The 22,520-nt window shown below is 66.4% G+C and carries 22 protein-coding genes; 15 read left to right on the top strand and 7 right to left on the bottom strand.

The genetic code is table 11. The features are described from left to right. Positions 1-4: 4 nt before the first annotated feature. From AXA74_RS10320 to AXA74_RS10310, 3 genes are all read left to right on the top strand, one after another. Entirely contained in the window at positions 5-670 is a 666-nt protein-coding gene (locus AXA74_RS10320) for an LOG family protein (protein ID WP_032955273.1), read from the top strand. A gap of 87 nt (positions 671-757) precedes the next feature. After that, positions 758-1,204, top strand: a complete 447-nt coding sequence (locus AXA74_RS10315) for a hypothetical protein (RefSeq protein ID WP_032979733.1) — start codon at positions 758-760, stop codon at positions 1,202-1,204. Between the two features lie 11 nt (positions 1,205-1,215). Beyond that, the gene (locus tag AXA74_RS10310) at positions 1,216-1,839 is read left to right on the top strand and encodes a toxin (protein WP_032955272.1); all 624 of its coding nucleotides are present in this window, start codon (positions 1,216-1,218) and stop codon (positions 1,837-1,839) included. Positions 1,840-1,895: 56 nt separating this feature from the next. Here AXA74_RS10310 and AXA74_RS10305 read toward each other — a convergent pair whose 3' ends face one another. From AXA74_RS10305 to AXA74_RS10280, 6 genes are all read right to left on the bottom strand, one after another. Beyond that, complete coding sequence (locus tag AXA74_RS10305) at positions 1,896-3,077, bottom strand: acetyl-CoA C-acyltransferase family protein (RefSeq protein ID WP_029578892.1); 1,182 nt, start codon at positions 3,075-3,077, stop codon at positions 1,896-1,898. A 48-nt stretch (positions 3,078-3,125) separates the two neighbouring features. Continuing rightward, positions 3,126-3,500 (bottom strand): tautomerase family protein, encoded by a 375-nt coding sequence (locus AXA74_RS10300; RefSeq protein WP_029578893.1) that lies wholly within the window; start codon positions 3,498-3,500, stop codon positions 3,126-3,128. Positions 3,501-3,577: 77 nt separating this feature from the next. Beyond that, positions 3,578-4,807 (bottom strand): quaternary amine ABC transporter ATP-binding protein, encoded by a 1,230-nt coding sequence (locus tag AXA74_RS10295; protein ID WP_029578894.1) that lies wholly within the window; start codon positions 4,805-4,807, stop codon positions 3,578-3,580. After that, positions 4,804-5,661, bottom strand: a complete 858-nt coding sequence (locus tag AXA74_RS10290) for an ABC transporter permease (protein ID WP_029578895.1) — start codon at positions 5,659-5,661, stop codon at positions 4,804-4,806. Before AXA74_RS10290 ends, AXA74_RS10295 begins: the two co-directional genes overlap by 4 nt. 132 nt (positions 5,662-5,793) lie before the next feature. After that, positions 5,794-6,789 carry an ABC transporter substrate-binding protein gene (locus AXA74_RS10285; RefSeq protein ID WP_032979736.1) on the bottom strand — a complete coding sequence of 332 codons (996 nt, stop codon included), beginning with the start codon at positions 6,787-6,789 and terminating at the stop codon, positions 5,794-5,796. Positions 6,790-7,279: 490 nt separating this feature from the next. Beyond that, positions 7,280-8,545, bottom strand: a complete 1,266-nt coding sequence (locus AXA74_RS10280; protein ID WP_029578897.1) for a class I SAM-dependent methyltransferase — start codon at positions 8,543-8,545, stop codon at positions 7,280-7,282. Between the two features lie 230 nt (positions 8,546-8,775). Here AXA74_RS10280 and AXA74_RS10275 point away from each other — a divergent pair, with 230 nt between their 5' ends. From AXA74_RS10275 to AXA74_RS10260, 4 genes are all read left to right on the top strand, one after another. Beyond that, positions 8,776-9,921 carry a multidrug effflux MFS transporter gene (locus tag AXA74_RS10275; RefSeq protein WP_032959549.1) on the top strand — a complete coding sequence of 382 codons (1,146 nt, stop codon included), beginning with the start codon at positions 8,776-8,778 and terminating at the stop codon, positions 9,919-9,921. Positions 9,922-10,221: 300 nt separating this feature from the next. Continuing rightward, positions 10,222-10,458 carry a 50S ribosomal protein L28 gene (gene rpmB, locus AXA74_RS10270; RefSeq protein WP_029578899.1) on the top strand — a complete coding sequence of 79 codons (237 nt, stop codon included), beginning with the start codon at positions 10,222-10,224 and terminating at the stop codon, positions 10,456-10,458. A 90-nt stretch (positions 10,459-10,548) separates the two neighbouring features. Beyond that, on the top strand, positions 10,549-10,716 hold the full coding sequence (rpmG, locus tag AXA74_RS10265; RefSeq protein ID WP_003810296.1) for a 50S ribosomal protein L33: 168 nt from the start codon (positions 10,549-10,551) through the stop codon (positions 10,714-10,716). Between the two features lie 147 nt (positions 10,717-10,863). Further along, on the top strand, positions 10,864-12,093 hold the full coding sequence (locus AXA74_RS10260) for an ABC transporter substrate-binding protein (protein ID WP_029578900.1): 1,230 nt from the start codon (positions 10,864-10,866) through the stop codon (positions 12,091-12,093). Here the strand turns inward: AXA74_RS10260 and AXA74_RS10255 are convergent. After that, positions 12,036-13,805 carry a SulP family inorganic anion transporter gene (locus AXA74_RS10255; RefSeq protein WP_029578901.1) on the bottom strand — a complete coding sequence of 590 codons (1,770 nt, stop codon included), beginning with the start codon at positions 13,803-13,805 and terminating at the stop codon, positions 12,036-12,038. The genes AXA74_RS10260 and AXA74_RS10255 overlap by 58 nt on opposite strands. 300 nt (positions 13,806-14,105) lie before the next feature. Between AXA74_RS10255 and AXA74_RS10250 the strand changes: the two genes are divergently transcribed. From AXA74_RS10250 to AXA74_RS10215, 8 genes are all read left to right on the top strand, one after another. After that, entirely contained in the window at positions 14,106-14,552 is a 447-nt protein-coding gene (locus AXA74_RS10250; protein ID WP_029578902.1) for an HU family DNA-binding protein, read from the top strand. A gap of 116 nt (positions 14,553-14,668) precedes the next feature. Continuing rightward, positions 14,669-15,181 carry a MarR family winged helix-turn-helix transcriptional regulator gene (locus AXA74_RS10245; RefSeq protein ID WP_032955268.1) on the top strand — a complete coding sequence of 171 codons (513 nt, stop codon included), beginning with the start codon at positions 14,669-14,671 and terminating at the stop codon, positions 15,179-15,181. 20 nt (positions 15,182-15,201) lie between these two features. After that, positions 15,202-16,374, top strand: coding sequence for an MFS transporter (locus AXA74_RS10240; protein WP_326969420.1), 1,173 nt, complete (start codon positions 15,202-15,204; stop codon positions 16,372-16,374). Between the two features lie 72 nt (positions 16,375-16,446). Further along, complete coding sequence (gene leuS / locus AXA74_RS10235) at positions 16,447-19,104, top strand: leucine--tRNA ligase (protein ID WP_029578905.1); 2,658 nt, start codon at positions 16,447-16,449, stop codon at positions 19,102-19,104. Positions 19,105-19,115: 11 nt separating this feature from the next. Further along, positions 19,116-19,793 (top strand): LPS-assembly lipoprotein LptE, encoded by a 678-nt coding sequence (locus AXA74_RS10230; RefSeq protein WP_032955283.1) that lies wholly within the window; start codon positions 19,116-19,118, stop codon positions 19,791-19,793. Further along, on the top strand, positions 19,793-20,833 hold the full coding sequence (holA, locus tag AXA74_RS10225) for a DNA polymerase III subunit delta (protein ID WP_032979737.1): 1,041 nt from the start codon (positions 19,793-19,795) through the stop codon (positions 20,831-20,833). The genes AXA74_RS10230 and holA overlap by 1 nt, the downstream gene beginning before the upstream one ends. A gap of 29 nt (positions 20,834-20,862) precedes the next feature. Then, positions 20,863-22,122, top strand: coding sequence for a glutamate-5-semialdehyde dehydrogenase (locus AXA74_RS10220; RefSeq protein ID WP_032979738.1), 1,260 nt, complete (start codon positions 20,863-20,865; stop codon positions 22,120-22,122). Positions 22,123-22,128: 6 nt separating this feature from the next. Then, positions 22,129-22,518 carry a membrane protein gene (locus AXA74_RS10215; RefSeq protein ID WP_029578909.1) on the top strand — a complete coding sequence of 130 codons (390 nt, stop codon included), beginning with the start codon at positions 22,129-22,131 and terminating at the stop codon, positions 22,516-22,518. The last annotated feature ends 2 nt before the right edge of the window (positions 22,519-22,520 follow it).

Below are 22,520 nucleotides of genomic sequence, written 5' to 3'. Positions count from 1 at the left end.
AGAGATGGACACACCCGCCGGCAAACAAATTCCGGTGATTATGTCAGAGATACGGACCGCGGCCGAAAGGCTGGCGGATATCGGGCCGGCCGTGAGCGTGTTCGGCAGCGCCCGGATCAGCCGTAACTCTCCCTATTATGAGACCAGCGTCGCCATTTCGGCGGCCCTGGCCCGCGAGGGTTTCGCGGTCATCGCCGGCGGCGGCCCCGGCATCATGGAAGCCGCCAACAAAGGCGCCTACGAGGCTGGCGGCACCAGCATAGGCCTGAATATCAGCCTGCCGCACGAGGCCCACAACAACGCCTACCAGACCATCAGCCTGTCGTTCGAGTACTTCTACTCCCGCAAGGCCACCTTCTTCATGCACAGCATGGCCTATGTATCCATGCCCGGGGGCTTTGGCACCCTGGACGAGCTGTTCGAGGCCCTGACCCTCATCCAGACAGGCAAGGTGCCGCCGGCGCCCATCGTGCTGGTGGGCAGCGAGTTCTGGCACGGCATGATCGATTGGCTGGGCGAGCAGCTGCTGGGCAACGGCATGATCGGCGCCCATGACCTGGATCTTTTCATCATCGAGGACGATCCGGAGAAGGTCGTGCGCCATGTGGTGGATTTCCACCGCAAGAAACAATCGCCGCAACAGCAGTACGCGCCCTCGCTGCCGGCCTGACAGACTGGGCTGATTCTCCCGCCCGGCGGCCCTGGGCCTCGCCAGCGCTCGGTATGGTCGATCCTTTATGTCCCCAGGACCGACCAAATGCGTCCCTTTTATCATCCTGCATGCCGCCTGGCGCTCGTGCTGCTGGCCGCCATGCCGGCGGCCGGGCCGGCGCGGGCTTTCTCCTTCATGCAGCAAGGCGGGATGATCGGCCAGGTCCCGCCCTGGGCGCAGGACCTGATGAGCGGGGTCCGGACGGAATACCGCGATCCGGCGGGTCCCAGGCGCAAGCTGGACGCCCAGGGCATAGGCTTCTATTCCGATGTCCGCACCCTCGCCCTGGAGCGCCGAGCCGATATCGTCTGCGCGCTCTTCGGCCGCGGGCAGGAACTGGTCGTCGCCGGCTGCGCTCCCGCCCGCGAGGCCTCGCGCCTGGCGGACAGCCTGATCGAAAATCGCCCGCTCAAGGTCTACCTGGACCACACCAAGCGCTACGCGCCCGTGCAGACCCAGGAAGCCTTCCGCATCACGCAGATCCAGCCCTAGCAGGCCCGCGCATGCCCATCCTGCCTCTTGCCCGCCGGCCCTTGCTGTTGCTGGCCTGCATGCTGGCCGGCGCGGCCCAGGCGCAACCCTGGCCGCGCCCACTGCTCGTCGGTCCCGGCCATGGGCACTGTCCCGATTTCTATCAAGCCTTGTCGGTCGAGCAAGCCCGCCAGCCCGAACTGGTCTCGCAGCTGCGCGCATTACCCCCCGGCGCCTATGGCCTGGCCGACGGCAAATACCTCAGCCGCCCGGAAGGCGGCACGCTGCTTGCCACGCCGCCGGCCGAGGCCGACAGCCTGCCGCGCAACCTCTGCCTGGGCCTGTCCGCCACCTTGCACGCCGATCGCGCTCCCCGGCCCGTCCTGCCCGATGAGCAGGGCCACCTGCGCTATCTCGACGTGCAGGTCGGCATGCTCCAGCGGCTGGAAGGCAGGGCCTGCGCGCTATTCAGCCAGCGCGGCAGCCCCACGGCCGCGGGCTGCCTGGATGCGCCGCTTTCCAGCCCCGAAACCGACAGGCTGCTCCAGGCCTTCAGGCTGGGCAGCACGCTGCGCCTGAGCCTCGACAGCCGGCAGCCGCGAGGCTGGCTGGCCACCGGGCAGCGGGCCTATCGCATCGAGTCGCTGGGCTACTGAAACCGCAAGCTGCAAAAAAAGGCGGCCGCAGGGCCGCCTGTTTTCCGGGACCGGGTTCAGACGCGCTCGAACACCGCCGCGATGCCCTGCCCGCCGCCGATGCACATCGTCACCAGCGCATAGCGGCCCTTGACGCGCTGCAGCTCGTACAAGGCCTTGACGGTGATGATGGCGCCGGTCGCGCCGATGGGATGGCCCAGGCTGATGCCGCTGCCATTGGGATTGACCTTGGCCGGGTCCAGCTTGAGTTCGCGCGTCACGGCGCAAGCCTGGGCGGCGAAGGCCTCGTTGGCCTCGATGACGTCGAGCTGGTCCACGGTCAGCCCGGCGCGCTTGAGCACGGCCTGCGTCGCCGGCACGGGCCCGATGCCCATGATTTCGGGGTCCACGCCCGAATGGGCATAGGCTACCAGGCGGGCCAGGGGCCGGGCGCCGCGACGGGCGGCCACGCTGCTTTCCATGAGCACGAGCGCCGCCGCGCCGTCGTTCAGGCCCGATGCGTTGCCCGCGGTGACCGTGCCGTTTTCTTTCTGGAACACCGGCTTGAGCTTGGACAGGCTCTCGGCGGTCACATCGCCGCGCACATGCTCGTCCACCTCGAAGACCACATCGCCCTTGCGGGTCTTGAGGGTGACCGGGATGATCTGATCCTTGAAATGGCCGGCGGCGATGGCGGCGCTGGCGCGGCGGTGCGACTCGGCGGCCAAGGCATCCTGGTCGGCGCGGCTGATCCCGAAACGCGCCGCCACATTTTCCGCCGTCACACCCATGTGCATGCGGCCAAAGGGGTCCGACAGCGCGCCGGTCATCATGTCGATCATGACGCTGTCGCCCATGCGCGCGCCCCAGCGCTGGCCCTGGGCGATGTACGGCGCGCGGCTCATGCTCTCGGCGCCGGCCGCCACGGCGATCTCGGCGTCTCCCAGCATGATGCCCTGGGCGGCCGACACCACCGCCTGCAGGCCCGAGCCGCACAGCCGGTTGACGTTGAAAGCGGGGGTTTCCTTGCTGATGCCGGCGCTGATGGCCGCCACGCGGGACAGATACATGTCGCGCGGCTCGGTGCAAATGACATTGCCCACCGCGACATGCCCCACTTCGTCGCCCTTGACGCCGGCGCGGTTCAGCGCCTCGCGGATGACGGTGGCGCCCAGGTCGCAGGGCGCCACATCCTTCAGGGCGCCGCCAAAATCGCCGATCGCGGTACGGGCGCCGGCGACGACTAGCACTTCTTTCATGATGTTCCTCCTTGAATGGTTATCTCAGAGAAACATCATACTCGCGCCTTAGCGTCCGGCGGCGGCCGCGCTCAGGCCATTGGCCACGCCCATATCGGTCTTGGGCACGTCGCGCAGCACCACCCGGACGTCCTGGCCGCTGATGCCGATGCTGTCGCAGGCTGCCTGGTTCAGGGCAGCGATCAGGGCGGCCTTGAGCTCGACGCTGCGCCCGGCGATCAAGTCCACCGTGACGAGGGCCATTGCCTTGCCCAGCTCCCCGGCCACGATGACGTGCTCCGGGGCCACCTCGTGCAGCGTGACACGCACGCTGGCGACTGGCGCGGCGATGCTGTCGACGACAGCCTGGCTGAGCCCCTTGAGCAAGGCGGCTTTGGCGGCGGGCGTATGGCCCTGCATGATCTGGACATTCAGGATGGGCATGGCGGATTCCGGGAAAAAGGGGAAGACCCCTGACGAAGGGGTCCCATCATAGCCCCGCTTTGGCGGCCTGCCCAGGCTTAGCCCTGGGTGTTCCCCGGATCGTCCTGCTGCGCGGCCGCCTCGTTGTTCTCGGCCACCACGGGCGCGACCAACTCGACGACCTTCTTGCGCGAGAGCATGCCGATGAACTCATCGTCCTCGCCGGTGACGGCCACCGGCTGGTCGCTGTGCACCAGCTGCGACAACACCTGGTCCAGGCCGGCCGTGGCCGGCACGGAGGCAAGATCCTCGACATAGCGCGACACATCCCGGGCGCCTTCTTCTTGCGCCCGGACGGCCGCCTGCTCGGTCAGGATCCCCGCCAGCCGCTTGCCATCCAGCACCGGGGCATACTCGTAGCTGAGCGCCCGCATGCGCTCCAGCGCATGCGCGGCACGAGAGCGCATGGTCAGCGTCAGGCGCGAGGGATTGACCGCATGCGCGGCATTCAGCACCTTGGTGCGGTTCACGTCCTGCAGGAAGGCCTGCACATAATCGTTGGCCGGACTGAGCAGGATGTCCTCCGGCGTGCCCTCCTGGACCAGCTCGCCGTCCTTGAGGATGGCGATGCGGTTGCCCAGGCGCAGGGCCTCGTCCAGATCGTGCGTGATGAAGACGATGGTCTTGTTCAGCTTGGCCTGCAGCTGCAGCAGATGGTCCTGCATCTCGCGCCGGATGAGCGGGTCCAGGGCCGAGAAAGCCTCGTCCATCAGCAAGATCTCGGCGTCGGTGGCCAGCGCCCGCGCCAGGCCGACACGCTGCTGCATGCCGCCGGACAGCTGATGCGGATACTGCGACTCGAAGCCGCTCAGGCCTACCTGCTCCAGCCAGTGGCGGGCGCGCTGTTCGCGCTCGGCCCGGGCCACGCCCTGTACGGCCAGCCCGTAGGCGGCGTTGTCCAGCACCGTGCGATGCGGGAACAGGCCAAAGCGCTGAAAGACCATGCTCATCTTCTTCTGGCGGAAAGTCTCCAGATCGCGCTTGTTCAAGCTCACCACGTCGACACCATCGACCAGGATCTGGCCGGCGCTGGGCTCGATCAGGCGATTGAAATGGCGGATCAGCGTGGACTTGCCGGAACCGGACAAACCCATGATGACGAAGATACTGCCTTCGTCTATCGACAGGCTGATATTGCGCAGGCCCAGGGTATGGCCGGTCTCGGCCAGCAGCGCTTCCTTGCTGATGCCATCCTGCGCGGCCTTGAGGCATTTCTGCGGATGCGGCCCGAAGATCTTGTAGATGTTCTTGACTTCAATCTTGCTCATCGTTGGCCTCCCACCCGCACACGCTGTCCATAGGATTGCGTAATACGGTCAAACAATACGGCCAGGACCACGATGCCCAGGCCCGCCAGCAGGCCACGGCCCACCTCCAGGCGGTTGATGCCCAGCAGCACCTCGTAGCCCAGCCCGCGCGCCCCGATCATCGAAGCGATCACCACCATGGACAGGGCCATCATCGTGGTCTGGTTCACGCCGGCCATGATGTTGGGCAGGGCCAGCGGCAGTTGCACGCCGAACAGCTGCTGGCGGGAATTGGCGCCGAAGGCGCGCGAGGCTTCGAGCACCTCGCGGTCCACCAGACGGATGCCCAGATCGGTCAGGCGGATCAGGGGCGGCACGGCATAGATGACGGTGGCGATCAGGGCCGGGATCTTGCCCAGGCCGAAAAGCATCACCACCGGGATCAGGTAGACGAAACTGGGCATGGTCTGCATCACGTCCAGCACGGGCAGCATGGCCGAGCGCAGCCATTGCACGCGGGCCATGAGAATGCCCAGCGGAATGCCGATGACGACCGACAGGCCGGCGGCCATGATCATGAGCGCCAGCGTCTGCATGCCGGCGTCCCACAGGCCGAGAAAGCCGATCACGCACAGCAGCGCGCCCATGGCCACGCTCAAGCCGATGCGCCGGCTCACCAGCCAGGCGATCGCCACCGTGGCCAGCACCACGGCCCACCAAGGGGAGGTGCGCAGCAATTGTTCAAGCCAGACCAGCACCTTCAGCACGGGACTGGCCAGGGCTTCAAGGGTGTCGGCGTAATTGGTTACCAGGTGATCGACGAAACTGTCGATCGCCCCGCGTACGGATTTCGCAGGTATCCATTCAGGAAACATCGGAGAACTCCTCTTCCGGGAGATTGCATGCCATCGCGGCGGTCAATGCATGTTCGGGAAAATCATCGCGGCCAGCGCGGCCGGATGGGGGCGGAGGGCCGCCCCCGGCCCCGGGGAGGGGCCGGCATGGCCTCAGAGCGAGGCCTGGACACGGGTGGCCACATCGGCGGGCACCCACTTCTTCCACACATCGGCCTTGTTCTTCAGGAACCACTGCGCCACGTCGGCGGAGTCGTCGCCCGACGATTCCATGTGGGCCAGCGTTTCGTCCATCTGTTCGCGGGGCACGGCCACCTTGGACAGGAATTCAGTCAGCTGGGGCGCCTCTTGCGAGAAGGCGGTGTTCACCGCCGTGAAGACGGGGTTGTCCGGATAGGCGCTGGGCTGGGGGTTGTCGCACTTGGGCGCGGTCAGGCACTTGTGCTTCTCGGCGTCGTAGGGCGGCAGTTCCAGCTTGACCAGGTCCATGGCGCCCACCAGGGGCGTCGGATACCAGTAATAGAACACCACATCCTGCTTGCGCTTGTAGGCCGACATCAAGGCCGCTTTCTGGGCGGCGCCGGTACCCGGCGAGTACAGGGTGAAGCTGTCATCGAGCTTGAGCGCGTGGAACAGATTGGCGCTCGTCACCTCGCAGCCCCAGCCGGCCGGGCAACCGTAGAAACGCCCCTTGCCCGGTTCTTCGGGATCCTTGAATTTGTCCTTGAACTTCGGCAGGTCGGCCGCCGACTTCAGTTCGGGATAGCGCTCGGCCGTGTAGCGCGGGATGAACCAGGCCTCGCCGCCCAGGTAGACATCGCCCACGCGCTTGACCTTGCCGGTCTTTTCGGCCTTCTCCCAGGGCGCGGCGACACTGTTCAGCCAGATCTCGGTATTGATGTCCAGATCGCCGCGCTCCAGGGCCGCCAGGGCGGGCAAGGTCTCGGTGGGCAGGACTTCGGTCTTGCAGCCGTAACCCTTTTCCATGATGAAACGTTCTACGTCGACCAGGACCAGGTTGGATTCCCAGTTCATCCCGCCAAACTTCACGGGGCGCTTGATTTCGCATTGGGGCGCGGCATGGGCGGCGCCGGCGAAAACGGAAAGAAGGGCCGTTGCGGCCAGGGCCTTCAAGGGGGTGAAACGCATGGCTTTTGCCTCCATAGGTTCAGGGACACAGCCAATGCGAGACATCGCTGGCCATGCCGTGGAGCTAAGGGGGTTGTGCGGAAGACGGGCAAAACCGCCAATACAAACCGACACTCACAGCAGAAAGCGCGGCCCGGGGGGCAGGCTTTCCGGATGACAGCGCCACTCTTCCCGGGCAGGCCCGGCAATCACGGCGCAGAAAATTGAAAGAAACTCAATGAAGAAGGCAGCATGTTAGACGATTTTGCCAACGCGACCAAGCTTTCGCGATTACATTCCGTAGCATTCCGCCCCTCCAGCGCCTAGGGAAAGTCCTTAGCGGCAGGACGCCGCGCCGGGCATTCCCCTCCCGTTGCGGTGCAACAAAAAACACGACGCCTTGGTTTCATTAAGTTACCAATTTATTGGATTTTGACCTGGGTAAAGTCGGTTTCAAGGCCTGGCGGCGGCTGGATTCCGGGCAAAAAAACAGCCCCTCGCGGGGCTGTCTTCAGGCTTTGACATCCTGGTACATGTATTCGCGTCGCCAGGGATACTGGCGGTCCGGCGGGTAGTTCAACTCCTGGTCATCGCCCTTGGCCGGGGTGCTCACCAGGATTTGATGCAAGGCGATCCAGCCATGTTCGAACGCCATGGCGCAACCCGCCAGGTACAGCCGGTAGGCGCGCAGCGAACGCGCGCCCTGCTCGCCCGACAGAATCCGCGAAGCCTCGTCCAGCTTGGACTCCAGCTCGTCGCTCCAGGCCCATAGCGTGCGCGCGTAATGCGGCCGCAGGTTTTCGACGTCGCAGGCCTCCAGCCCGCCTCCGGTCACCGCCTCGAGCACACTGCTGATATGGGTCAGCTCGCCGCCCGGGAAGATGTATTTCTCGATGAACTCGCCCATGCCGCTGCCCAGCTCGGCGTTGTAGACGCCTGCGGCGGTGATGCCGTGGTTCATGATGAGGCCGCCCGGCTTGACCAGATTGCGCAGCTTGGCAAAGTAGCCAGGCAGCTGGGCGCGGCCCACGTGCTCGAACATGCCGACCGAGGCGATCTTGTCGTAGGGCTGGCTTTCGTCGAGCTTGCGGTAATCCAGCAGCTCCATGCGCACCCGCCCGGACAGGCCTTTGGCCTCGATCAGGCGGTTCACATGGGCATGCTGGTTGCGCGAGAGCGTGATGCCTGTCGCGTCCACGCCGTAGTTTTCCGCCGCCCAGAGCAAGAGACCGCCCCAGCCCGCGCCCACATCCAGAAAGCGCTCGCCCTCGCGCAGCCGCAGCTTGCGGCAGATGAGATCCAGCTTGGCCTCCTGGGCCTGGGCCAGTGTCATCCCGGGTTCGCGGTAATAGGCGCAGGAGTAGACCCGGCGCGGATCCAGCCACAAGGCGTAGAAGTCATCCGACAGGTCATAGTGGAACTCGATCTGTTTGGCGTCGCGCTCGACGGAGTGCCGCCAGACGGAAGTGACCTTGCGTATCAGTTCGGTCAGCCAGCCGCCCCGCGCCGCCTCGACCGGCGACCCCGGCAGCAGGGCGGCCGCGGCGGCCATCACATCGCGCATGCGGCCCTGGATATCAATACGCCCTTCGACATAATCCTGGCCCAGCACGCCGACCGCGCCCTCGGCCAGGTGGGCCAGCGCCCCCTTGTCGCGGGCGATGAAGCGCACCTTGGCTTCGGGCGGCCCCAGGACGGTTCCATCGGGCATTTGCAGTTGCACGGACACCGGCAGCGCGGTGAGCTTGCGTTCGACAACAGACAGCAAAGGATTCACCAATTCCCTCTCCACTGAACATGAACGACAGGGGGACTTTATCGGAAAACAGTTGAAATTTGCACGTAAGGTCGCGCGTGCTACAGTCGTCGGCTTGGCTGTATTCCGGGACAGAATCGGACTCTGCCGAGGTTTTCCGCCGCTTTTTCCGCCAGATGCCCCCACCTTCGCCTCCGCCCTCCCCCCGTTCCGACACCCTGGACCGCAGCCTGCCCGGCTGGCTGATCCTGATGGGTGCGCTCACCGCGATCGGACCCTTCTCGATCGACATGTATCTGCCGGCGTTCCCCACGATCGCCCAGAACCTGGGCGTCACGCGGGGAGATGTCGAACGCACGCTGGCCGCCTACCTCATCGGACTGGCCATGGCGCAGGTGGTCTACGGACCATTGGCCGACCGCTACGGGCGCAAACTGCCCATGATGACGGGGCTGGTGCTCTACATCATGGCCTCGCTGGGCTGTGCGCTGGCGGGCAGCATCGAAACCCTGACCGGCTGGCGCGTGATCCAGGCGCTGGGCGGCGCGGCCGGCGTGGTGATCCCGCGCGCGGTGATCCGCGACCACTATGAAACCCAGGACGCGGCGCGCGCCATGTCGTTGCTCATGCTCATCATGGGCCTGGCCCCCATCCTGGCCCCGCTGGCGGGCGGGCAATTGCTCACCATCGTGGGCTGGCGCAGCCTGTTCTGGCTCATGGCCCTGGCCGCCGCGGCCATGCTGGCCAGCGTCGTGTTCATCATGAAGGAGTCGCTCGCCCCCGAGCGCATGGTGCCCTTGCGATGGCACACCATTTTCGGCAACTACCGCGCCCTGCTGTCGCATCGCGCCTTCCTGGCCCACAGTCTGTCCGGCGGGCTGGGCCAAGCCGGCATGTTCGCCTATATCGTCGGTTCGCCACGCATCTTCATCGAATTCTATGGCGTCGCGCCGCAATACTATGGCCTGCTGTTCGGCGCCAACGCCGCCGCCCTCATCATCGGGTCGCAGATCAGCGCCCGCTTGCTGCGCCACCACCAGCCCGCCACGCTGCAGCGCCGCGCCCAGAACGCCCTGGCCGTCGCCAGCCTGACGGCGGTGCTGCTGACCGTGGCCGGGCTCATGAGCCTGCCGGTGCTGATGGCCTGCCTGGTCGGCTATATGTTCAGCCAGGGCTTTGTGAACCCGAACTCCGCCGCGCTGGCCCTGTCCGAGCAGGGCCGCCGCCTGGGCGCGGCCTCGGCCATGCTGGGCACCCTGCAGCTGTCCTGCGGCGCCCTGGCCGGCCTGCTGATCAGCATCTGGCAGACCCAGAGCGCCCTGCCCTTGACCACGGTGCTGGCCTGTTGCGCCTGCCTGTCCTGGGCCGCCGGCAGGATCGCAAGACGCCGCGCTTGACCTTGGCTTGCCTTTCGTTGTATAGTCGATGACTAAGCATTAATTCCCTATCCCGTGCGCGACTACTATGCTTTGTAGTTGCCACATTACTTACTTCTGCCTGGGTTTTCTCTAGTCAGCGGCTAAGCGGGTATAAGCACGGGCCAGCCCGGGTCTGCCAAGCAAGTACGGCAACCCCAGCGAGGCGGCCCTCATCCAGGTTTTGGGTGACTGGCGGGTGATCCTGATCACCGCTGGTGCGAATATCTCCCAATGCCTCGGCCTTGCGACATACCCGGCAAATAAACAAGAGGTGCATCCATGGCACGTGTTTGCCAAGTAACCGGCAAGGGCCCGATGGTGGGCAACAATGTTTCGCACGCGAACAACAAGACCAAGCGTCGCTTCCTGCCCAACCTGCAGTCGCGCCGTTTCTGGGTCGAGAGCGAAAACCGCTGGGTTCGCCTGCGCGTGTCGGCCAAGGCCATCCGCACGATCGACAAGAACGGCATCGACGCCGTGCTGGCCGACCTGCGCGCACGCGGCGAAGTGGTCTAAGCCCGGCATCGCCCACCGCTTAGTCACCACACGCCCCACTCTGTGCGCCACGTAGCGCCACGAACTGCAAATTCATACTAGGAGCCCGACATGGCCAAAGGTATCCGCGAAAAGATCAAGCTCGAGTCGACCGCCGGCACGGGCCATTTCTACACGACCACCAAGAACAAGCGCAACATGCCCGAGAAGATGCTGATCAAGAAGTTTGATCCGGTCGCCCGCAAGCACGTTGACTACAAGGAAACCAAGCTGAAGTAATTCAGCCTGGCCTGGTCAAAAGCCCTGCTCATGCAGGGCTTTTTGCTTTTCGCGGCCGGAAAGTGGCAGGATATGGCGCCACCTCGGCCCGCCGGCCCGCCGCGGGCGCCGCTACACTCGGCGCAAAGACGCCACTCCTGTCCGCCCATGCGCTTTCCTTTCGCCTTCGTTGTCGGCCTGTCCCTGGTGGCGGGCGCCGCCCATGCCGAACCGCCCGTCCCCATCCGGCTGGGCGAAGCCCATGCCCAGGCCGATACCAGCGATTTCGGACAGGGCTGGCGCATGGCGCTGGACGAAATCAACCAGGCGGCAGGCGTGCTGGGCCGCCCGCTGGAGGTCGTCGCCGTGGACGTCCAGGCGGGCGCGGCGCGGCCGGCCGACATCTCCCTGCTGTTCGACGGGAACCCGGACGACGCCTTGGCGCTGCAGACGTCCCACCAGGCCGCCGCATGGCGCCTGCCCTACCTTGCCGGGCGCGCGCAGACCGACCGCCTGATCTGGCAAGAGGGCAATCGCTACACCTTCCGCCTGCCGCCCTCCACCCGCATGCGGATCGCCGCGCTGGCGCCGCGCGCGCTGGCCCTGCGCCAGAAGCGCTGGGCGCTTGTCTATACGGCGTCGCAACGGGGCCAGGAAGAGGCCGCCACCTTCGCCTCCATGATGACGGCTTTCCAGTCCAAGACCGAGATCGTCAGCCGCCTGGCCGTCGCGCCCGGCCAGGTCGATGCCGGGCTGCTGCGCGCCATTGACGAAAGCCGTCCGCAGGCCTTGCTCCTGGCCCTGGACGGCCCCGACCTGGCCGCCTTTGCCCGCCTCATGCGGGCGCAGCCGCAAGCCGATCTCCTGCCCGCGGTCCTGACACACGGCGAAGACCTGCCCGGCCCCGCGCCCGCGGGCTGGATCGCCGCCACCCATGGCGATTCAGACAGCCAGGCCGCGTTTGCTTCGGCCTACCAGGCCCGCACGGGCCGCCTCCCCACCCTGCCGGCCCTGCAAGGCTATATTGCGCTCCAGAGCCTGGCGCAGGCCCTGCGCGTGGCGCAATCCACCGACGCGGAAAAACTCGCCGACGCGCTGCAAGGACTCGCGCTGGACACCCCCTTGGGGCCCATCCAGTACCGCAAGATCGACCATCAATCCACCATGGGCTTGTTTGTCGGCGCCGGGGAGGGACAGGAATCGCCGCACTACGTCGACGGCAGCCGGCTGCAACTGCCGGACCCCGTGGCCTATCGGATGCGCGACTTGTCCAAGCCGCCCCGGCCCGCCTCGACGGCCCCCGCGCCCCCCACGCAAGAAGCGGCCCCGGCGCCGCCGGCCTATGATGTCTCGCGCTTTGCTTCCGGCGGCGCGGCGCTGCCGGCCTGGCCGGACTGATGCGCCGTGCCCGGCGGCCCGCACTCGCGGAAACAGCGAGCCTCGCAAGCCCGGCACACCGCGGGATCCAGGCGCTGGTAGATGCTGGCAATCGCCGTGGTCTTGTCGGGAAAAATGTGGTCCTGCCCGAGGCGTTCGATGAAGCCGGTGCGCCGCCAGGTCGCCAGCACCTCGGGCCGCGGGCGATGGAAATAGAGATCGCCTCCCGCTTCGCGCCGGCGCTTGAGCTCGTCCTCCCAGACCTGGGCTCCAGCCTGGTCGATGAAGTTCATGCTCTTGGTCATGACCAGCAGATGCGGGGCGCCATTCTGGCGCAGGATGCCCAGCCGCTCGTCCACATAGGCTGCAGCGCCGAAATAGACCGACCCCTCCATGCGCAGCAGGCGCAGTTGCGGGCACTCCGGCAGCGCCGAATCATGGCCTTCGCGCACGATGAAATGGCGCGCGGGATCCTTGGCGTCGAAGCCCATGACGCGCATGGCCGGACGCGAGGTGCGGTAAAGATAGGCCGATAGCGACAGCAAGGCGCCCAGCATGATGGCCACTTCCATGCGGATGAACAGGGTCGCGGCCAGCGTGGCCGCGGCGATCATGGCCTCGTTGCGGTCCACCCGTGCCAGCCAGCGCCAACGCGGCACGTCCAACAGCGTCCAGGCCACCAGCAGCAGCAGACCGGCGATCGCGGCATAGGGAATGTGCGCCAGCAGGGGGGCGCTGAGCAGGACCAGGGCCACCAGGATCAGCGCCGAGAATACGGCCGCCAGCGGCGTGCGCGCCCCCGCCTCGTAATTGGGCATCGAACGATTCAGCGAGCCGCAGGACAGATAACAGGAGAACAGCCCGCCCACGGCATTGGACAGGCCCTGGCCGAAGAACTCGCGATTAGGATCGATGGGTTGGCCCGAACGCTGGGCGACCGCCTTGGCGATGGAGATGGACTGCGCCAGGGCCACGATGGTCAAGGGCACGGCGACGCCCAGCATGTCCGGCAGGCGCCGCCAGTCCACGTCGGGAATATGCAGCGGCGGCAGGGGCTGCGCGATCGGTCCCAGGACGGCAACGCCGGGGCCGAACAAACCGGCCAGCCAGCCCGCGGCCGTGCCCGCCGCCAGGCCGGCAAGCATGTGCGGCCGGCGCCGGTCCCAGCGCCGCACCGCCAGGGCGCAGGCCAGGGTGGCGAGAGTCACGGCGATGGCGGCTGCGCTGACCTCGCCGGCAAACAGCGCCGAGAAGGTTTCCGACAGGCCGTGCGCGGCATCGCGGGCAATGCCGAAGGCATCCTTCAGGGCATGCAGGGCGATCAGGATCGCAGCACCGCTGGTAAACCCGAACAAGGCCGCCGGGGAAATGAAATTGGCCAGCACGCCCAGGCGAAGCAGACTCACGGCCAGCTGCATCAGCCCAACCAGCACCGTGACGGCCAGCGCCAGTTCGACATAGCCTTGCGAGCCGGGCACGGCCATGGGCGCGAGCACCGCGAACAAGGCCAGCGAGTTCGCGTTCGTCGGACCCGACAATACATGCCGGCTCGAGCCGAACAAGCCCGCGATCACGCAAGGCACGACCGCGGTATAGAGCCCGTATTGCGGCGGCAGGCCCGCCAGCAGGGCAAACGCCATGCCCTGCGGCAGCACGAGCAGGGCGCCGAGCAGGCCGGCCATCGCATCGCTGCGCAGGACAGCGGGCGTGATGTCATGAACCCAGCTTCCCATCCATCCGGCAACGCGCAATGCTCTTCCCCCTTTCCGTGGACGGCGCGCTCAGCGGCGCCGGCAAGGCGCCTAGCGTAATCCGCGCAAGGCGCCCATGCAATGCGGCGCAACGCCGCAAACCCCTTAAAACAAGATCTCGCGTGGTCCTGGCGCATGCGGTTTCTCGCGAAAACAACATCTCGTAAGCATTAAACAGCGTAAAAATGCATGCACGCGCCTGACTTTCCGCTATCATCGGGCGCGTGGTGCCGGACATCCGTCGCAAGCGCCGCTTTATTACCCAACATACGGATCTTGACCATGGCTACCAAAGCAAAAGCTCCTGCCAAGAAAGTCACCAAAACCGCCGCCAAGGCCCCTGCCAAGAAGGCCCCCGCCAAGAAGGCCGCCGCCACCAAGCCGGCCGTGAAGAAGACCGCCACCGCTGCCGTGCGCCCCATCAAGGACGCGCTGAACAAGTCGCAGCTGGTCGCTCACCTGGTCGAAAACACCGGCGTCGAAGCCAAGTCGGTCAAGGCTGTCCTGGCCGGCCTCGAAGCTGCCGTGCTGGGTTCGGTCGACAAGAAGGGCGCTGGTGAATTCACGCTGGCCGGCCTGTTCAAGGTCTCCGTGCAAAAGGTGCCCGCCAAGGCCAAGCGCTTCGGCAAGGATCCTTTCACCGGCGAAGAGCGCTGGTTCCCGGCCAAGCCCGCCTCGGTCAAGGTCAAGGTCCGCCCGCTCAAGAAGCTGAAAGACGCCGCTCAGTAAGCCACGTCTTCCGGTCAAACCGGGAAGAGCCCGCCCTAGGCGGGCTCTTCTTTTTTCCGGTTTGCGCGCCCGGCATTTATTTTGATATAAAGATACTTTATATAAAGATAAATGCCATGAAGGACCACGTCGATCTCGTCCTAGCGCAATGGGCGCAGCAGCGCCCCGACCTGGATGTCTCGGTCATGGCGGTGTGCAGCCGCCTGTTCCGCATGAATATCGTCGCCGCCCGCAATGCCGACCAGGCCTTCCGCGCCCACGGCATGCACCAAGGTGAATTCGATCTGCTCGCCACCCTATTCCGCGCCGGCCCGCCCTATGCGCTGAGCCCGCAGCAATTGACGGGCGCGCTGCTGCTGTCTTCGGGCGCCATGACCCACCGCCTGGACCGCCTGGAAAGCGCCGGTCTCATCTCGCGCAGCCCCAACCCCGAAGATCGCCGGGGCGTCATCGTCTCGCTCACCGTGCAAGGCCAGCGCGCCTTGCGCCAGGTGCTGGACGACTATCTGGACGAAATGGAAAAAACCCTGGCGCCCTTGAACGCGGCCGAACGCCGCCAACTCGCCGGCCTGCTCAAGCGCCTTCTGGCCGAGCACGACCAGCATGCCCCCGGAGGCCTCGCGTTTTGAATTCCCGCCTCACTCCCGCCATGGTCTTCCTGATGTCGGTGGCCACCGGCCTGGCCGTGGCCAGCAACTATTACGCCCAGCCGCTGCTGCACATCATCGGCGAGCAATTCCAGGTTTCCAATGCCGCCACCGGCAGCATCGTCACTATCGCGCAGCTCAGCTATGCCGTCGGCCTGGTGCTGCTCGTGCCGCTGGGCGACATCGTCGAACGGCGGCGCCTCATCGTGTTCATGACCGCCCTGTCGGCAGCCGGCCTGCTGATCTCGGCCAACGCCCCCGGCATAGGCTGGCTGATGCTGGGCACCTTCCTGACCGGCGTGCTGTCGGTGGTGGCCCAGGTCCTGGTGCCGTTCGCCGCGACGCTGGCCAACCCGGCCCAGCGCGGACGCATTGTCGGCACGCTGATGAGCGGACTGCTGCTGGGCATCCTGCTCGCCCGCACGGCCGCCGGCGTGCTGGCCGACCTGGGCGGCTGGCGCACGGTGTATTGGGTCGCCGCTGTCTTGCTGCTGGCGATGTCGGCCGTGCTCTGGCGCATCCTGCCCGACCACCATGGTTCGGCCCAGCTGAGCTACCCGCGCCTGCTGCTGTCCATCTTGCGCCTCTACCGCGAAGAGCCCTTGTTGCGCGCCCGCTCGCTGATCGGCGGCCTGATTTTCGCCTGTTTCAGCATGCTCTGGACGCCGCTGACCTTCCTGCTGTCCAGCCCGCCGTATGGCTACAGCACGACCACCATCGGCTTGTTCGGCCTGGCCGGGGCCATGGGCGCCTATGCCGCCCGCAGCTTCGGCCGCATGACCGACCAAGGCCTGGGCAACCGGGCGACCGTCGTGGGCCTTGCGCTCCTGCTCGGATCCTGGGCCCTGATCGCCTGGGGCGCCCATGCCGTCGTTGCGCTGCTGGTCGGCATTGTCATCCAGGACATGGCCATCCAGGGTGTGCACGTCACCAACCAGAGCGCGGTCTACCGCTTGCGTCCCGAGGCGCGCAGCCGCCTCACGGCCGGCTACATGACCTCCTACTTCATCGGCGGGGCGGCCGGTTCCCTCGCCTCGGCGTGGATCTACGGGCATTTCGGCTGGTACGGCGTGACGATGACGGGCGCGGCGACCGCCCTGCTGGCCCTGGCCTACGGATGCCTGGCGCCGGGCGCCCGCATCCCCGGAAACCGTCCGCCCCCATCCCGGGCCTAGCACCTCCTATAATCTAGGGTTTTGAGCGCCCGCCCGCCGGGCGCATCCATCCCTATTTCTACGCACGAGTCCATGCAGGAACGCTATCAACCCAACCTCGTCGAAGCGGCCGCCCAACAAGATTGGCAGGCCCGTGACGCCTATCTCGTCCACGAGCATGCCAAGAACGCCGACGGCTCGGAGAAGCCCAAGTTCTATGCCTGCTCCATGCTGCCCTATCCCAGCGGCAAGCTGCACATGGGCCACGTGCGTAATTACACGATCAACGACATGATGGCGCGCCAGCTGCGCATGCGCGGCTACAACGTGCTGATGCCCATGGGCTGGGACGCCTTCGGCATGCCGGCCGAAAACGCCGCCATCAAGTCCAAGGTGCCGCCGGCCAAATGGACCTACGACAACATCGCCTACATGAAGAAGCAGATGAAGGCGATGGGGCTGGCCATCGACTGGTCGCGCGAGATGTGCGCCTGCGATCCCGCGTATTACAAATGGAACCAGTGGCTGTTCCTGAAGATGCTCGAAAAAGGCATCGCCTACCGCAAGACCCAGGTCGTGAACTGGGACCCGGTCGACCAGACGGTGCTGGCCAACGAACAGGTCATCGACGGACGCGGCTGGCGCTCCGGCGCCCCGGTCGAAAAACGCGAAATCCCGGGCTACTACCTGCGCATCACCGACTACGCCGACGAACTGCTCGACCAGGTCAAGAACAACCTGCCGGGCTGGCCGGAGCGTGTGCGCGTCATGCAGGAAAACTGGATCGGCAAGTCCGAAGGGGTGCGCCTGGCCTTCCCGCATGACATCAAGGACGAAAACGGTCAGCTCATCCAGGATGGCAAGCTGTTTGTCTTCACGACGCGCGCCGACACGCTCATGGGCGTGACCTTCTGCGCCGTGGCCCCTGAGCATCCGCTGGCCACGCTTGCCGCGCGCGGCAATCCCGCGCTCGCCAGCTTCATCGACCAGTGCAAGCTCGGCGGCACCACCGAAGCCGAGATCGCCACGCGCGAAAAGGAAGGCATGCGCACCGGCCTGTCGGTCACGCATCCGCTGACCGGCCAGCCGGTCGAAGTCTGGGTCGGCAACTATGTGCTGATGAGCTATGGCGACGGCGCCGTGATGGGCGTTCCGGCCCACGACGAACGCGACTTCGCCTTTGCCCGCAAATATGGGCTGCCCATCCGCCAGGTCATTGCCCTGGACGGCAAGACTTATTCCGAACAGGCCTGGCAGGAGTGGTATGGCGACAAGCAAGCCGGCCGCGCCATCAACTCGGGCAAATATGACGGCCTGACGTCGGCCGAGGCCATCGACGCCGTCGCCGCCGACCTGGCCGCCAAGGGCCTGGGCGAAAAACAGACCACCTATCGCCTGCGCGATTGGGGGATTTCGCGCCAGCGCTACTGGGGTACGCCCATCCCCATCATTCATTGCCCGGACTGCGGCCCCGTGCCGGTGCCCGAGCAAGACCTGCCGGTGGTGCTGCCCGAAGACCTGATCCCGGACGGCTCGGGCAATCCGCTGGCCAAGAACGAGGCCTTCCTGTCCTGCACCTGCCCCTCCTGCGGCAAACCGGCCCGCCGTGAAACCGACACCATGGACACGTTCGTGGACTCGTCCTGGTACTTCATGCGCTATACCTCGCCGGGCAACGGGCAGGCCATGGTCGACAGCCGCAACGATTACTGGATGCCCATGGACCAGTACATCGGCGGCATCGAGCACGCCGTGCTGCACCTGCTCTATGCGCGCTTCTGGACCAAGGTCATGCGCGACCTCGGCATGCTCAAGTTCGACGAGCCTTTCACGCGCCTGCTTTGCCAGGGCATGGTGCTCAACCATATCTATTCGCGCCGCACGCCTCAGGGCGGCATCGAATACTTCTGGCCGGAGGAAGTCGAAAACACCTACGACGCCAAGGGCGCCATCATCGGCGCCCGCCTGAAGTCCGATGGTTCCGAAATCACCTATGGCGGCGTGGGCACGATGTCCAAGTCCAAGAACAACGGCGTGGATCCGCAATCGCTGATCGACACGCTGGGCGCCGACACCGCGCGCCTGTTCGTCATGTTCGCCAGCCCTCCGGAACAGACGCTGGAGTGGTCGGACTCCGGCGTCGAAGGCGCCAACCGCTTCCTGCGCCGCCTGTGGTCGCTGGGCTATGAGCACCGCGAGGCGGTCGCCCGCGGCCTGGCCCACGGCAGCGACTGGCAGGACGCCCCCGCGGCGGTCAAGGACCTGCGCCGCGAACTGTACGGCCTGCTCAAGCAAGCCGAGTACGATTACCAGCGCATCCAGTACAACACGGTGGTGTCGGCCTGCATGAAGATGCTCAACGCCATCGACAGCGCCAAGCTGCCCGAAGGCGCGGCCAGCGATGCCGCCCTGGCCGAGGGCCTGGGCCTGTTGCTGCGCGTGCTCTACCCCGTGGTGCCGCATATCACCTGGCAGCTCTGGCGCGACCTGGGCTTTGCGCACGAACTGGGCGACCTGCTCGATGCCCCCTGGCCGCATGTGGACGAAGCCGCGCTGGTGGCCGACGAGATCGAACTCATGCTCCAGGTCAATGGCAAGCTGCGCGGCGCGATCCGCGTGGCCGCCAAGGCCGCCAAGGAAGAAATCGAACAGATCGCCCAGTCCCAGGAAGAAGTCGCCCGCTTCCTGGAGGGCCGCCCGCCCAAGCGTGTGATCGTCGTTCCGGGCAAATTGGTCAACGTCGTGGGCTGATAAGGATGCGCATGAACCTCGCCGGGCTTTTCCTGCCGTTTTCCCAAGGGTCTCGCTGGCTCAAGGCCGCAGGCCTGGCCGTGGTCATGCTCCTGACTGCCTGCGGCTTCCAGATGCGGGGCGAAACGCCCCTGCCGTTCAAGACCCTGTATGTCGGCATCCCCGACAACACCCGTTTCGGCGCGGACGTGCGCCGCGCCATCCGGGCGGCGTCGCCGGACACCCGCATCGTCAACGACCCCAAGGCGGCGTCGGCCAACCTGCAGCAGGTGCGCAATGACCGCAGCCTGCGCGACGTGGCGCTCAATGCCCAGGGCCGTGTCGAGGAATACGAACTGGGCCTGGTGTTCACCTTCCGCCTGATCGACAGCAGCGGACGCGCCATCATTCCGGACACCACCTTCACCGTCTACCGCGACATGCCCTACGACGACGGCGTGGTGCAGGCCAAGCAATCGCAGATGGAGACGCTGTACGAATCCATGCAGCAGACCCTGGTCAGCCGCCTGCTGCGCCGCCTGACCGCGCCCGATGTGGCCCAGGCCATGCACAAGCTTGAGCAGACCAAGGACGACGTCACGGAAGACACGCCGCTGTTCGATCCGAACGAGCGCACCGACCAGCGGCGCGGACCGGCCCTCTGGAATACGCCCAACATCACCCCGGGCCTGGGCGCGCAGCCAGAGTAATGGCGCAGATCCTGGACGCCGACGGCCTGCTCGATCACCTGCGGCGCGGGCCGCTGGCGACGCTCTACACCCTTTCGGGCGACGAGCCGCTGCTGGTCACCGAAGCCGGCGATGCCTTGCGGGCGGCGGCCCGCAAGGCGGGCTACACCGACCGCACCTCGCTGGTCATGGACGCGCGCGGCGACTGGAGCGCCGTGCTGGCGGCCACGCAGAGCGTTTCGCTGTTCGGCGACCGCCGCCTGCTTGAAATCAAGATCCCCACCGGCAAGCCCGGCAAGGCGGGCGCCGACACCCTCACCCGCCTGGCCGAGCGCCCGCCCGACGCCGACACCCTGGTCGTCATTTCCCTGCCCCGGCTGGATCGCGCCACGCGCGAGTCCAAATGGGCGCTGGCGCTGGCGCGCGGCGGCATAAGCGCCGATATACCGACGATCGAGCGCGGCCGCCTGCCAGCCTGGATCGGCGCGCGGCTGGCGCGCCAGAACCAGCGCGTCGACGGCGCCACCCTGCAATGGATGGCCGACAAGGTCGAAGGCAACCTGCTGGCCGCCCACCAGGAAATCCTCAAGCTCGGCCTGCTCTACCCCGAAGGCGAGCTGGCCGCCCAAGACGTCGAGCGCGCCGTGCTCAATGTCGCCCGCTATGACGTCTTCGGCCTGCGCGACGCCATGCTGGCCGGCGATATCGGCCGCACCGTGCGCATGCTGGACGGCCTGCGCGCCGAAGGCGAAGCCCTGCCCCTCGTGCTGTGGGCGGTGGGAGAAGAAATCCGTCTGCTCGCCCGCATCGCCGAGGCCCGCCAGCACCGGCAGGATGTCGGCGCCCTCATGCGCCGCCTGCGCGTGTTCGGCGCCCACGAGCGCCTGGCCTTGCAGGCCCTGGGCCGCGTGCCGCCGCAGGCCTGGCCGGCCGCGGTGCAGCACGCCCATGAGGTCGACCGCCTGATCAAAGGCCTGACCGTGCCCGGCCGCCTGGCCGACCCCTGGGAAGAAATGACACGCCTGGCCTTGCGCGTGGCCGCCGCCGGCGCGCGCGGCTGATCCGCCCTATCTTGAGTAGAAAATCCATCATGTCCTCAATCGACCAAACCATGCTGACCCTGGGCGAGAACGCCCGGCAGGCCTCGCGCGCCATGATGCGCGCCAGCGGCTCGGCCAAGAACCGCGCCCTGCTCACCATGGCCGACCTGCTCATCGACGGCAAACAGGCGCTGCAGGCGGCCAATGCCCGCGACGTGGATGCCGCGCGCGCCAACGGCCTGGAGCCGGCGCTGCTGGACCGCCTGACCTTGTCGGACCGCAGCGTGCAGCTCATGGCGGAAGGCCTGCGCCAGATCGCCGCCCTGCCCGACCCCATCGGCAGCATCGGCCCCACCACGGTACGCCCCAACGGCATGCGGGTGGCCCAGATGCGCGTCCCGCTGGGGGTGATCGGCATCATCTATGAATCGCGTCCCAACGTGACCATCGACGCCGCCGCCCTTTGCCTGAAGTCCGGCAATGCCACCATCCTGCGCGGCGGCAGCGAAGCCTTGCACTCCAACCTCGCCCTGGGCGCCATCGTGCAGGCCGGATTGGCGGCCGCCGAACTGCCGCGGGCCGCCGTTCAGGTGGTCGACACGACCGACCGCGCGGCCGTGGGCAAGCTGGTCACCATGACCGATCACGTGGATGTCATCGTCCCCCGCGGCGGCAAGGGCCTGATCGCGCGCCTGGCCCAGGAAGCCCGGGTGCCGCTCATCAAGCACCTGGACGGCAACTGCCATGTCTACCTGGATGCCGCCGCCGACGCCGATCGGGCGCTGGAGATCGCCTTCAACGCCAAAACCTACCGCTATGGCATCTGCGGCGCCATGGAAACCCTGCTGGTGCACCAGGCCGTGGCCCCGACCCTGCTGCCGCGCATCGGCAATGCCCTGCTGCAGCACGGCGTCGAGCTGCGCGGCTGCGAGCGCAGCCGCGCCATCCTGCCCGCCATCAAGGCGGCCAGCGAAGAAGACTGGGGCACGGAGTACCTGGGGCCCATCCTGGCCGTGCGCGTGGTGGACACCCTGGACCAGGCCATCGAGCATATCGCCCGCTGGGGCTCGGGCCACACCGACGCCATCGTGACCGAAGACCTGGGCGCGGCCCAGCGCTTCCAGCGCGAGGTCGATTCCAGCTCGGTCTATATCAACCTGCCCACCTGTTTCGCCGACGGTTTCGAATACGGCCTGGGCGCCGAAATCGGCATTTCCACCAACCGCCTGCACGCTCGCGGCCCGGTCGGCCTGGAAGGCCTGACCACCTACAAGTGGGTGCTCACCGGCGAAGGCCAGACCCGCGGATAGTCCATCATGACGGCCCTCTACTCCCAGACCTTTATTTTTGTCTTCAGCCTGTTCGCGCTGTGCTTCATTACCTGCACGATCTGCGGGTTGGTGCTTTTCTTCTGGAAAAGCCAGCGCGTCAACAGCGTGCTCAAGCACCCCTTGCTCGAACACCGGCCGTTCCGCCAGTATTCTTTTTCCATCCAGGCCGCCATCTTCCTGGACTATTTTCTGCGGCTGGTGTTCCCGCGCGCCAAGCGCTGGGTGGCCGGCTATGCCAATTATCAACTCAAGCACGTCGATCCCAAGCAGGTGCCGCTGGACGTCAAATGGCCCATCATCGGCTTCTGGGGATCGTGCTGGATCGGGCTGATCGCGATGATCGCCTTGTGGGCCATGTTGCTGCTGGGCCGATGAAC

The organism is Bordetella hinzii LMG 13501, assembly GCF_001548475.1.
Lineage (GTDB): Bacteria > Pseudomonadota > Gammaproteobacteria > Burkholderiales > Burkholderiaceae_B > Bordetella > Bordetella hinzii.
Note: the sequence above shows the minus strand (reverse complement) of the source record. Positions and strands in the feature narration are given on the sequence as shown.